At 48.1% G+C, this 12,161-nt stretch carries 12 protein-coding genes; 8 read left to right on the forward strand and 4 right to left on the reverse strand.

Features of this window, described 5'->3' with window-relative positions:
• Nucleotides 1–7 precede the first annotated feature (7 nt).
• From AC0YNS_RS01160 to AC0YNS_RS01170, 3 genes are all read left to right on the forward strand, one after another.
• Complete coding sequence (locus AC0YNS_RS01160) at nucleotides 8–1,297, forward strand: ABC transporter substrate-binding protein (protein WP_475779251.1); 1,290 nt, start codon at nucleotides 8–10, stop codon at nucleotides 1,295–1,297.
• A 95-nt stretch (nucleotides 1,298–1,392) separates the two neighbouring features.
• The gene (locus AC0YNS_RS01165; RefSeq protein WP_475779252.1) at nucleotides 1,393–2,280 is read left to right on the forward strand and encodes a carbohydrate ABC transporter permease; all 888 of its coding nucleotides are present in this window, start codon (nucleotides 1,393–1,395) and stop codon (nucleotides 2,278–2,280) included.
• Nucleotides 2,277–3,107 (forward strand): carbohydrate ABC transporter permease, encoded by an 831-nt coding sequence (locus AC0YNS_RS01170; RefSeq protein WP_475779253.1) that lies wholly within the window; start codon nucleotides 2,277–2,279, stop codon nucleotides 3,105–3,107. Before AC0YNS_RS01165 ends, AC0YNS_RS01170 begins: the two co-directional genes overlap by 4 nt.
• A gap of 141 nt (nucleotides 3,108–3,248) precedes the next feature.
• Here the strand turns inward: AC0YNS_RS01170 and yicI are convergent, their stop codons facing one another.
• Complete coding sequence (yicI, locus tag AC0YNS_RS01175) at nucleotides 3,249–5,576, reverse strand: alpha-xylosidase (protein ID WP_475779254.1); 2,328 nt, start codon at nucleotides 5,574–5,576, stop codon at nucleotides 3,249–3,251.
• Nucleotides 5,577–5,708: 132 nt separating this feature from the next.
• Between yicI and AC0YNS_RS01180 the strand changes: the two genes are divergently transcribed.
• The gene (locus tag AC0YNS_RS01180) at nucleotides 5,709–6,590 is read left to right on the forward strand and encodes an AraC family transcriptional regulator (protein WP_475779255.1); all 882 of its coding nucleotides are present in this window, start codon (nucleotides 5,709–5,711) and stop codon (nucleotides 6,588–6,590) included.
• Between the two features lie 69 nt (nucleotides 6,591–6,659).
• Here the strand turns inward: AC0YNS_RS01180 and AC0YNS_RS01185 are convergent, their stop codons facing one another.
• The 3 genes from AC0YNS_RS01185 to AC0YNS_RS01195 all read right to left on the reverse strand — a co-directional run bounded on the left by AC0YNS_RS01185 (nucleotide 6,660) and on the right by AC0YNS_RS01195 (nucleotide 7,727).
• The gene (locus tag AC0YNS_RS01185) at nucleotides 6,660–6,986 is read right to left on the reverse strand and encodes a hypothetical protein (RefSeq protein WP_475779256.1); all 327 of its coding nucleotides are present in this window, start codon (nucleotides 6,984–6,986) and stop codon (nucleotides 6,660–6,662) included.
• Between the two features lie 124 nt (nucleotides 6,987–7,110).
• A complete protein-coding gene (locus tag AC0YNS_RS01190) occupies nucleotides 7,111–7,383 on the reverse strand; it encodes a hypothetical protein (RefSeq protein WP_475779257.1) in 273 nt (90 codons plus the stop codon).
• Nucleotides 7,384–7,550: 167 nt separating this feature from the next.
• The gene (locus tag AC0YNS_RS01195; protein ID WP_475779258.1) at nucleotides 7,551–7,727 is read right to left on the reverse strand and encodes a YjfB family protein; all 177 of its coding nucleotides are present in this window, start codon (nucleotides 7,725–7,727) and stop codon (nucleotides 7,551–7,553) included.
• A 224-nt stretch (nucleotides 7,728–7,951) separates the two neighbouring features.
• Here AC0YNS_RS01195 and AC0YNS_RS01200 point away from each other — a divergent pair, with 224 nt between their 5' ends.
• The 4 genes from AC0YNS_RS01200 (at nucleotide 7,952) to AC0YNS_RS01215 (ending at nucleotide 12,151) form a co-directional block, all read left to right on the forward strand.
• The gene (locus AC0YNS_RS01200; RefSeq protein ID WP_475779259.1) at nucleotides 7,952–8,635 is read left to right on the forward strand and encodes a response regulator transcription factor; all 684 of its coding nucleotides are present in this window, start codon (nucleotides 7,952–7,954) and stop codon (nucleotides 8,633–8,635) included.
• Complete coding sequence (locus tag AC0YNS_RS01205; protein ID WP_475779260.1) at nucleotides 8,632–10,434, forward strand: sensor histidine kinase; 1,803 nt, start codon at nucleotides 8,632–8,634, stop codon at nucleotides 10,432–10,434. The genes AC0YNS_RS01200 and AC0YNS_RS01205 overlap by 4 nt, the downstream gene beginning before the upstream one ends.
• A 140-nt stretch (nucleotides 10,435–10,574) precedes the next feature.
• Nucleotides 10,575–11,258, forward strand: a complete 684-nt coding sequence (locus AC0YNS_RS01210; RefSeq protein ID WP_475779261.1) for an N-acetylmuramoyl-L-alanine amidase family protein — start codon at nucleotides 10,575–10,577, stop codon at nucleotides 11,256–11,258.
• Nucleotides 11,259–11,281: 23 nt separating this feature from the next.
• A complete protein-coding gene (locus AC0YNS_RS01215) occupies nucleotides 11,282–12,151 on the forward strand; it encodes a carbohydrate ABC transporter permease (protein ID WP_475779262.1) in 870 nt (289 codons plus the stop codon).
• Nucleotides 12,152–12,161 lie beyond the last annotated feature (10 nt).

Here is a 12,161-nt window from a genome sequence, read left to right on the forward strand (position 1 = left end):
TACGATTATGGCAGCGAAAAGATGGGTAACACTGGCAGCGACCGCAGCGCTTGTACCAGCAATATTAACGGCATGCGGAAGCAATGCGAACAGTAACAATAATAGCACGAATGAAAACAGTAGTACTAACACGGAACCGGTAGAGATCAACATTCTCCAGTACGCGCCGGAGATGACGGAAGCAATCAATAAGCTGGCTGCCGATTACAAGATCGAACATCCGAACGTTACGATTACAGCAACGATTCATCAGGATGACTATCCGACCTTGTTGAAATCCCGCATTAATTCTGGCGATATCCCTGATATCTTCATGACGGGTGCTTATAACGAGAATAAGACCTATCAAGATTATGTGTACGACCTGACGAACGAGCCGTTCATGAAGAACATCGTGCCTACTGCGCTTCCGGGCGTTACGCTCGATAACAAAGTGCTTGGTTTCCCGCTCGTCCTGCAGGCTCATTCATTCGTTTACAACAAGAAGCTATTTGCAGATGCAGGCATCACGGAGCTGCCGAAAACATTCGCAGAGCTCGAAGATGCAGCTAAGAAGTTGAAAGCTAAAGGCATCATCCCATTCTCTAACGGCTACAAAGAGTGGTGGGTACTGGAGCAAACCTTCACGCAGGTGCTTGCATCTATGGGCGGCGACTACGCGAAGACGTTTGACGAATTGAGTGCAGGCGACAAGAAGCTGTTCGACATTCCGGCAGCCGCTAACGTCTTCAAACTAATCGATTTGACTACGAAATACGGCAATCCAAAGCCGCTTGAAACCGATCTGAACTCGCAGGTTGCCCTGTTCGCAGAAGGTAAAGCAGCGATGATGCATCAAGGCACATGGGTTGAGGACTCCGTTCGCAAGCTGAACCCGAGCATCGATATGGGCTTTATGCCAGGTCCGGTCGGAGATGACGGTTCCAAAGCAGGCCTTATGGTTGACTCCAATATCGTATGGCGCGTCAACAAAGATTCCGAGAACTTGAAAGAAGTGCTGAAATTCCTGGATTGGATGACAACTTCCGAAGCAGGTAAAGCCTTCATTCCAGTAGGTACGAAACAAATTTCTACGGTAGCCACTGCACCGTTCCCAGACGCGCAGCTGTCCAAAGAAACGCAAACGATTCTTAAAGACGGCGTGACATACCCTTGGGTTAAAGGCTACTGGCCGGATGGCTTCGAACAGAAAGCCGGCGAAATTCTGCAGAAATACATTGCAGGCGGAGCAAGTGCAGACGAAGCAAAAGAAGAAATGAACAAAACATACCGTACTTTAGCGGAAGCTGCAGAATAACATTCGTTTAATCAGCAGTTTAACATCTAGTAGGCAGTCCGGCCGGAAGCAAAATTCCGGCCATGGCTGTCATTACAGCATTCGGGTGGAGTGAGATGATGAAGACACGCAACAAATGGGGAAGCAGAATTGAGTTTGGCGTTTTCGTCGTACCGGCCATGGTATGCATTCTGATTTCGGCCATCATCCCTTTTATGATGTCCATGTACTACTCTTTAACCAAATGGAATGGCGTAGGCAAACATATTAAATTTATTGGATTGAAGAACTTCAAAGAACTTCTAACTTCAGACACAAACGCGCTGAAGGCGCTTGTCTTCACGCTAGAATACACATTGCTGGCAGTTGTGCTGACGAATGTAGTTGCCATCTTGCTCGCGGTAGTCTTGACGAAAGCGCTCAAATTACGCGGCTTATATCGGACAGCATTCTTCGTGCCTTACATCATCAGCTTAATTATTATCGGCTTTATCTGGCGGTTTATGTTCACGAAAGGCTTCGACGTCTTGTACTCGGCTACGGGCTGGGACATGTTTCAATGGAGCTGGCTGGGGAACGCGCATCTGGCGTTCTGGTCGATCTTGTTCGTTGGGATTTGGCAGTCGGTCGGATTCTACATGATGATCTACATTACGGGCTTACAGTCCGTTCCCGGTGATTTGCTCGAGGCAGCATCCATTGACGGCTGTGTGGGAATAAGTCGGTTCTTCAAAATCACGTTGCCGCTGCTTATGCCTTCCATCACGGTCGCGTTATTTCTGTCCTTAGCGAACTCGCTGAAAGTATTTGACATCATCTATACGTTAACCTTCGGTGGACCGGGCGGCGCTACGAACAGCATCACCATTGATATTTACAACGAAGCCTTCGTCAATAATCGCTTTGGTTATGCAACGGCTAAATCGCTGGTGTTCGTTGTACTCATCCTGCTCATTACAATCATTCAAGTTCGCTTTACGAAAAGCAGGGAGGTGGAGGCATGACACATCGCAGTCAAAAGAGATTTAATTTCATTCTGGAGATTGCCATTGCGATCTTGGCCCTGTTGTTCTTGTATCCGCTCTTCCTTGTTGTGTTCAACTCATTCAAGACCTACGAGCAGGTTCTGACTAACATCTTGGCGCTTCCAAAGACGCTTATGTTCGACAATTATCAAGCAGTTTGGGGCCTCATGGGGTATCCGAAGCTGTTCATGAATACCTTCTTACTTACATTGATTAGCGTGACCGGCATTGTTATTATCGGTTCTATGGCCGGTTATAAGCTTTCACGAACGAAGTCAAGATTAAGTACGGTGCTGTTCTTCCTGGCGATCTCGCCAATGATGATTCCGTTCCAGTCCTTTATGATTACGTTGACGAAGCTCGCTAAGACATTCCATCTTATCAATTCGCTTGGCGGATTGGGTATTATTTATTGGGGGCTTGGTGCTCCGCTCGCGGTATTCATGTTCCACGGGTTCGTCAAGTCGCTGCCGATTGAGCTTGAAGAGAGCGGCGCTATCGATGGTGCTTCGCGTTATGGAGTGTTCATTCGCATTGTATTCCCGGTCATGGTTCCGGTTATCAGCACCGTTATCATCCTGAACGTGATGTGGATTTGGAATGACTTCCTGCTGCCGCTTCTTATGCTCAATGGCAAGCAGGCGACATTGCAATTGGCATCGTATAAATTCTTTGGCCAGTATAAGAGTGAGTGGCAGTATGCATTAACGGCTGTCGTGTATACCTCGATTCCGCCGATTGCAGTCTTCCTGTTCCTGCAGAAGTATATCATCAAAGGGATGGTTGCCGGAGCGGTTAAAGGTTAAGTGGAAGCATAGCAGGAAGAAGCCCGTCTCAACTTTTGTTGAGGCGGGCTTTTTTGTTAGGAGAGAATAGGAACGGAAAAAGCTGCTTCAAAAGGCGTAAGTTGCACTTTTGAAGCAGCTCGTTTGTTGTTGAATGGAGAATTAAGCTAGCTCGATAACCAATTTGGATGCTCCGGATAATGGAATAATTCGAGCGCCTTCTGGAGCGGTGTCGGTTTGTCCGCCTTGAACGGAAGCCACTGCATGTTCGCCATGGAGAATTACGCTCCAGCCTTCGGATGTGCCATCTGTATCGATCGTGATCGTGGAACCGTTGCGGCTTGCTGCAGCCGTAAACGCGGTTTCACCTGTAACGGTTGTCACCACAGAAGCAGCAGTTGCGCCATCTTGAAGCGCGTACAGCGAAAGCGTAACGCCAGTCGCGTAATCGTAATCGGGGCGACTGTCTTCGGAGCCTACTGCGATCAGCGAGTTCTCGCGGACAAACAGCGGCATGCTGAAGTAATCGTAAGTTTCTGTACGCCATACGCCGCCTTCCACTTGTTCACCGCTCAAGTAGTGCGTCCATGTGCCTTTTGGCAGGTAGTACGTGGACTCACCGTCGGCATTGAAGATTGGGGCAACCAGCATGGAATCGCCAAGCATATATTGACGGTCAATGTAATCGCAGGTTGGATCTTCGCCAAATTCAAGCACCATTGCGCGCATAACCGGCAGGCCGATCTTAACGGATTGCACGGATTGACCAAACAAGTACGGCATTAAGCGCAATTTAAGTTTCGTATAGTGACGAAGGACATCGACTGCTTCTTCATCATACAGCCAAGGCACACGGTACGATGTGCTGCCGTGCAGACGGCTGTGACTGGAGAGCAAGCCGAATGCGACCCAGCGTTTGTATAGATCCGGTGGGGAGCTTTGCTCGAAACCGCCGATGTCATGGCTCCAGAAGCTAAAGCCGGACAAGCCAAGAGATAGGCCGCCGCGAAGGCTCTCTGCCATCGATTCATACGTGGCCTCGCAGTCGCCGCCCCAGTGTACCGGGAATTGCTGACCGCCGGCCGTCGCGGAACGAGCGAACAATGCTGCTTCGCCTTTACCGCGTTTCTCTTCCAGCAGTTCAAAGACGACTTTATTGTACAGCTGTGTATAGTAGTTATGCATTTGCTGTGGATCGGAGCCGTCGAAGTAAACGACATCTGTCGGGATACGCTCGCCGAAATCGGTTTTAAAGCTGTCCACGCCCATATCGAGCAGCACAGCCAGCTTACTCTTGAACCAGTCGCAAGCGGCAGGATTGGTGAAATCTACGATGCCCATGCCATATTGCCACATATCGGTCTGCCATACGCTGCCATCCGGACGTTTCAACAGGTAACCGTGCTCGGCCGCTTCGTCAAACAAAGGAGAGCGCTGAGCGATATAGCTGTTAATCCAAACGCAGATATGAAGGCCTTTTGCTTTCAGTCGCTCCAGCATGCCCTTCGGATCCGGGAATACACGCTCGTCCCATTCGAAGTTACACCACTCGTATTCCTTCATCCAGAAGCAATCGAAGTGGAATACGGCAAGCGGAAGATCGCGTTCAGCCATGCCGTCGACGAAGCTTGTCACTGTCGCTTCATCGTAATTCGTAGTGAACGATGTGGTGAGCCATAAGCCGAACGACCAAGCAGGCGGTAGTGCAGGCTTGCCGGTGAGCGATGTATAGTTCGACAGAACATCCTTAAGCGTATCGCCGCCTACTACATAATATTCGAGCGACTCTCCGGCCACGCTGAATTGAGCCTTGGATACTTTCTCCGAAGCCACTTCATAGGAAACGAGCTCGGGATGGTTAACGAATACGCCATAGCCGCGGTTCGTCACATAGAATGGAATGTTTTTGTACGATTGCTCGGTAGCCGTGCCGCCATCTTGGTTCCAGATATCGACGACTTGACCATTCTTCACGAAAGGGGTGAAGCGTTCGCCGAGTCCGTATACCGTCTCACCGATGCCAAGGTCAAGCTGTTCGCGGAAATGATGTTTGCCGTTGTCTGCTTTGACAAAACCAGTCGAACGGAAGCCGCTGCGCGTGAGCTTCTTCCCTTTGTAGGTGTAGGTGATCGAAAGCGGATGCGCTTTCGTAATTGTAACTGCGGCATCCCCGCTCTTGAGCGTTACGGCATCAGCCGAATCTTCGATCTCAACAGGCGCTTGACTGGCTTCGAGCAGTGGGAACGAAGAAGGACCGAGGCGGCGAGCGCCTTTGTGGTGATAAAACTTCGCGCGGATAATATCCTTCATCGGCGAAGAGAATTCCATTGTCATTAGAGGCGCGTTCAACGTATTGCCGCGGTGCTCCAAGTGGCTGTGCGTGGCATAAACGGTGATGCTATTGCCTGAAACCTCTACGTTATGCACTTCGTAAGGGGTGAGTACTTGATAGCCTTCGCGCGTCATCCAATATCCGTCGCTGAATTTCATTTTGTGTATCGTCCATCCTTTCAAATTCGGTTTAATTGTGCGATTATAATAACAGTATACTGATTTAAAAATAGTTTATCTTGCATTATTATGCTATAAGTTAATACGATTATGATATTTGGGGTGGGATCGATGGATATCCATCATTTGCATGAAAACAGGCGGCATGGCAGTCCCGGACTTCCGGTCGGCATCTATCGCATGGAGCAGGGGGCAGGCGAGCCGATTCTCGATAACCATTGGCATGAGGAAGCGGAATTTCTGGTGGTGGAGAGCGGGGAAGCGGTGTTCCAAATCGGGCTGTCGACGTACACGGTTCGGGCAGGAGAGGTGTTGTTCATCCCCGGAGGTGAGCTGCATGGCGGATATTCACCGATTGGCGGGCCTTGCTCTTATTCGGCGCTTGTCTTTGATTTGGATTGGTTGATGAGCCAAGGGGACAGCTTGACCAGTCAGTTTCTTGAACCGATCAAACGCGGACGATTAGTGCCCGAACCGCATGCTGCCTTGGGGTCAGGGCTAACCTCGGCACTGCTCCGGCATTTGGCACCGCTTCTTGCGCTTGAACATTCGGAAGAGCCGGCGAAACCATTGCGGTTGAAAGCAGGACTGTACCAGCTGTTCGCGGAATACGTTTCGCAATCAGCATTCGTGCGCCGAGAGCCGCGTTCATCGCTCGACATGCATACGCAGGAACGGCTCAAGACCGTATTGTCTTACATCGACGCCCATTATGCACGTAAGCTGACCATCAAGGAACTGGCTGCTGAGGCTGGAATGAGCGAGGGACATTTTACGCGGGTATTCAAGTCCTTCATGCGCAAAACTCCGATCGAGTATATTAATTTGCAGCGCATTCGGATTGCGGCAGCACTGCTTGCAGACAGCAACACTTCAGTCGGCGAAGCGGCACTGGAGTCGGGCTTCGACAACTTTAGTTATTTTTGCAAAATGTTCCGTTCTGTATACCAGTGCACGCCATCCGATTATCGGCATCGACATGGAGCGGAGTAGCGCGAACAAAATAAAGAGAAACCCAACGTTCTAAAAAAACGTTGGGTTTCTCGACATTCTGACTATGTATTAACGTTTGGAAGTCGAAGGAGAAATCTTAAACGAAGACAGACGACGCGGATGCCACTCACGATCTATGCGAACATCGTTGTCATTGTACTCTTCTACAAGTCCCGAACCGGCTATTGCGCCATCCCTCTCAACGATGACGTTGCTGCCAAACCACATGCTGTTATCAAATTCGCAGTCAAACGTAACTGTACGCATCTGTGCAGGCTGAGTGATGTCTGTACGATCTGAATCCGAATGTTCCTTGCTTTGCCGGGATTCGGAGGGAAGCGGTAGATGACCACTTCCATCGTAGTAAAAGGGTTTGTCCTGTTGGTCATCATTCATATGTAAAAACCTCCTTTTGATTCCATTATTATACTTATGAAAGCGTTAACTTTCAATAGAAATATCGTCTTAGGAAACGAAAAGACCCATAGAAATGGGCCATTTTGAAGTAGTTCATATTCAATTATTCATTACGTGGAGGGACTGTAAACGGCGTACTGTTACTGCCGCGCGAACCGTTGCTGCCGCGCGAACCATTGCTGCCACGAGAACCATGTGAACCGCGAGAGCCGTTGCTGCCGCGCGAACCGTTACTGCCGCGCGAACCATTGCTGCCACGTGAACCATTGCTGCCATTCGAGCCATTGCTGCCTTGCCATTCCCACCAGCCGTTGCTATTGTTTTCCCAACCGTTGTTTCTGCCTCGTGAATCGCTGTTGTTAGTTGAACCTGCCATTAGAATCAACTCCTTTCATTAGATCATAGTAGTATATGTTGCGAATCTATCAAATGTTATTGATGTACGCATTTGATAGAGAAGAGGCTACTTTCATATACGGACCATGCCCGAATTCAAACAAAAAAAGCCTTGAATCTCAAGGCTTTCGGCTCTCTCAGCATCTACTATCCACTTATGTCTAGATTTCCACCTAAATGTGGTTGTACACTTCGTTCCATCATTTGAACCATTTGCTGTGACTGGCTCATAGCTTGATCTTTAGCCAATTTTAGAACGCTGATTCCAACCGCTTGGGACAAATTGATTTGGGCTAAGGATGTTGATAACGCTGCGATGTCCATGTGTCTCCTCCTAACTTAGGTGATCAACTTACACTTAATTATCGGGATATAGGTAACCAATCTTTAATAATTATGACGATCTTTATCTTATCTTTATCTCAATTGAATGTGTTCTTCATTATGGGATTGTACAATTGGGCATTGAGGGACGCAGCAGAAATTATGTTTCCACTCTTCTGTTTGTTAAACTGATTCTAGAAAATCCGTGAAATAGGGGCGGCAGCATGAGAACGATATTGATCGTCGAAGATGAGGAAATATTGCGTGAAATCAGTAAAGATTATTTCTTGAACGAAGGATATAAGGTGCTTGAAGCGGCTGATGGGAAAGCTGCGATGGCGTTGTTTCAAGAACATGAAGTGGATCTGATCGTGCTGGATATTATGCTGCCGGAATTAGATGGATGGTCGGTATGCCGCAGAATTCGCAAATCCTCAGACGTCCCGATCATCATGTTGACTGCCCGTGCCGATGAAGACGACACACTGCTTGGCTTCGAACTGGGTGCCGACGACTATGTAACGAAGCCATATAGTCCCCCGGTGCTGCTTGCAAGGGCGAAGCGGCTCATCGAAAGTCGCAGCCGAATCGGAAAGCTGGCGCAGCCGGAGGACGCATTAAGTATGAATGGGATCAAGGTTCATTTTCCATCGCGGACCGTTACGATCGAAGGGACTTTAATTACACTCACACATACCGAATTCGAGATTCTTACCTACCTCATGAACAATCAGGGGATTGTCATTTCACGAGAGCAGCTGATTTCGAAAATATGGGGTTATGAGTACGCCGGAGATGATCGCACGGTGAACACGCATATTCGCAATTTGCGCACGAAGCTGGGCGACAAGGCTCATTTGATCGTTACGATTGTTCGGACAGGCTATAAGTTCGAGGGGCAGATATGAGAAGCGGCATCGTGCTGAAATTGTTCGTGCTTACAACAACGCTATGCATGTTAATATTGGCGACGATTTATATCGGACAAACGGTTTTCTTCAAAGAGTATTACGCGAATCGCAAAGTAAGCGACTTGCAAGCGAAGATCGGTGAATTTAAGAACTCCTATTTGGAAGCAAGAGGAAATGCGCTTGCTATCCAATCGCTGGAGCAAGATTTCTACAGGAATAACAATGTAACCATCACAAGCTTGGATCACGATGGTAACTTAAAGCATATTAACGACTTTTATCTGGAAATCCGATTGCTTAAGACTTTAACCAAAGAGCAGGAGAAGCAGCGCTTTAAAGTTCCTCTCTATCAGCTCATGAGCGTGGAAGAAGCCGCTTCGGGTCAATCATTGCTTACAGCCGGAGTCGATCTGATTATTCAAGGGATAAAGAGTCATTCCTTGCTTATCCCGATTACGTTGCATCATCCATCCGGGGAAATCATATATGCCAATGAGACTTTTAAGCGTAAGGCTTTTGGGGTCGGCGATAAAATGGAGATAAGGAAACCAATCGACTCGGGAACTTCGTCTTATGTGAGTCTATTCGGAGTCGTCACGGACATTCGGCTTCCGCAAGGCGGAGGATTATCAGATGTGATCTATTCCAATCCGCTTTTCCTGGAACAGATCAATGCGTTTCAAGCAAAGCTGTTATTTGAGAAGCTTCAACTTGCCGATTCACTGGTCATTCAAGATTATGAGCAGAATAACGTGAAGTATAAACTGTTCATCCAGCCTGTTCAATATGACAATGGGACGACAAACTATATCTTCGCCATGGCATCGCTGCAGCCGGTAGATGAAGCTGTTCAAATGATGAAGGACTATTATGTGTATATCGTCGTGTTTGTTTTGGTGCTCATCTTGATTGCATCGCTTTACTTTTCCATGAAAATCGCAAGACCGTTGCTGCGCATCAATCAGACGACGAAGAAGATCGCAAATCTCGATTTCTCGGAAAGCATTCCTGTTCGTTCGAAGGACGAGATCGGGGATCTATCGCGCAATATCAACCAGTTATCTGCTACGCTGCATTCTTACATCGGTAAGCTGCGGGAGGATATCGAGAAAGAAAAACAGTTGGAGCGCACGAGAAAAGATTTCATCGCAGGCGTCTCCCACGAGCTCAAGACTCCTCTCAGCGTCATGAAAAGCTGCATTTCGATACTCAAGGATGGCGTAGCGGCGCATAAGAAGGACCATTACTTCGAAGCGATGGAGAATGAGGTGGACAAGATGGACCATCTCATTGTCGATATGCTGGAGCTGGCAAAATACGAATCAGGAACGTATAAGATGCAGATGGACGAGTTTTATATCGATAAGTCGATCGAATTGATTTGTGAGCAGTTGGCGCACGAACTTTCGGATAAACAATTGCGGTTAAGCCTTCGGCTTGTTCCAGCTTTGGTTATTGCCAATCAACATCGCATCGAGCAGGTAATCACGAATTTCATGACGAACGCGATTCGCTACACGCCGGAGAAGCAAGAAGTCATCGTCTCCGTGGTGGAGGAAGCGAACGGGATTGCCGTACGCGTTGAAAATAGAGGCGTCCATATACAGGAGGAGCAGCTTGATAAAGTGTGGGATCGCTTCTATCGGGGAGATACGGCAAGGCAGCGAGAGGGTGGCGGGACAGGGCTCGGGCTTGCCATTTCCAAGAATATTCTGGAGCTGCACGGAGCCGAATATGGCGCGGCCAACACACAGGATGGTGTCGTATTCTACTTTAGCTTGAAGAAGAAACGTTAATGCAGTGTTAGGTCTGAAACGCTTGTCAGGAAGGTGCTCGTCACCTCCTTGACAAGCGTTTTTTAGTTTCGCTAGTAATCTTTATTTCATCTTTATTTCGGCTCCATGTGGTCTTTATTGGCGGCAATTATGATGGATTTATGAAAACAACACCTAAATTAATTGCCATAGCCATTGTCGGAGTCATCGTATCGGCCAGTCTCTTTCAAATTCAAACGGAAGGTGCGACGAAGCCGAAACCAATCGAAGCAGAGCCATTAGTGATGGATAATGATGTGAATTTACCCTTGAAAGGAAAAACGATTGTTCTCGATCCCGGACACGGCGGCAAGGATGTCGGTTCCACAGGCGCTCAAGGAACTTATGAGAAGGATGTAACGCTGCTAACCGCGTTAAATGTAAGAAAGAAATTAACCGAGCAAGGTGCAACTGTCGTCATGACCAGACAAGCCGATACGACGATTTCGCTACATGCAAGAACGGAAGTAGCGCTTGCCGAGAACGCGGACTTGTTCATCAGCATCCACTTCGATGCTTTTCAAACCCGCGATGTGTATGGGATGACGACTTACTATAACAACCCGCAGGATAAAGAGATCGCCGAGATCATTCATGATCAATTGTTCAAGCAGGACATGCATACGAAGGATAGAGGCGTTCAGTTCGGCGATTATTATGTGATCCGCGAGAACGAGAAGGCGGCTGTGCTGTTAGAGCTTGGATATATTTCGAATAAGAACGAAGAAGCGAGCATGCAAACCAATTCGTTTCAAGAGCAAATATCATCTGCGATTACCAGCGGCGTTATCGAGAGTCTTCGTTAAGGAGAAGGAGAGAGAGGAAGGTCATGTTTCGTTTAATCATGCGGCGGCACAGTGTCGTTGCAACCTTATTTCTTGCTCCAAGCGCGATCGGATTCTCAATCTTTTACTTGATTCCGTTCGCGATGGGCTTGCGTTATTCCTTTATGAATCGAACGACCGAAGGTTCATTCGTCGGCCTTAACAACTATAAGGAGGTATTGGCGAGCGATTCCTTCCTTCAAGCAGCGAGGAATACATTACTGTTTACTTCCGTCAGCGTTCCGATCACGATCGCTTTATCGTTGCTGCTGGCCTTGTTATTGAATCGGAACTTGTATTTCCGCAATTGGCTCAGAACCGCGTACGTGTTGCCGCTTGTCGTACCTGTCGCTTCCGTTGTCCTGATCTGGCAAGTGCTGTTCGATTGGAACGGAGCAGTGAACAGCTGGTTGCATGGACTTGGCGTTCCAAGAATCGATTGGATGAAGTCGGATTGGGCAAGAGGCGTGCTCTCTATTGTCTATGCGTGGAAAAACATCGGCTACAACATCATCGTGTTTCTAGCCGGCTTACAGAGTATACCAAAAGATTATTACGAGACGGCGGATCTTGAAGGCGCTGGCCCGGTCCACAAGTTTATCCGTATTACACTGGTCTACCTGACGCCAACGATGTTTTTCGTCGTCCTGATGGGACTGATCAGCTCGTTTCGAATATTCCGGGAAACGTATTTGATCGCGGGTGATTATCCGCATGACAGCATTTATACGCTGCAGCATTACATGAACAACATGTTCTTGTCGCTTGATATTCAGAAGCTTACATCAGCCGCGTCAATCATGGTGGTTTGCTTGCTCGTTCTTGTTTCAGGGATGTTTGCATTAGAACGGCGCTTTACTAATTACTTGGAGTGATGGGGAGAAT

Source organism: Paenibacillus sp. J22FR21 (assembly GCF_056269135.1).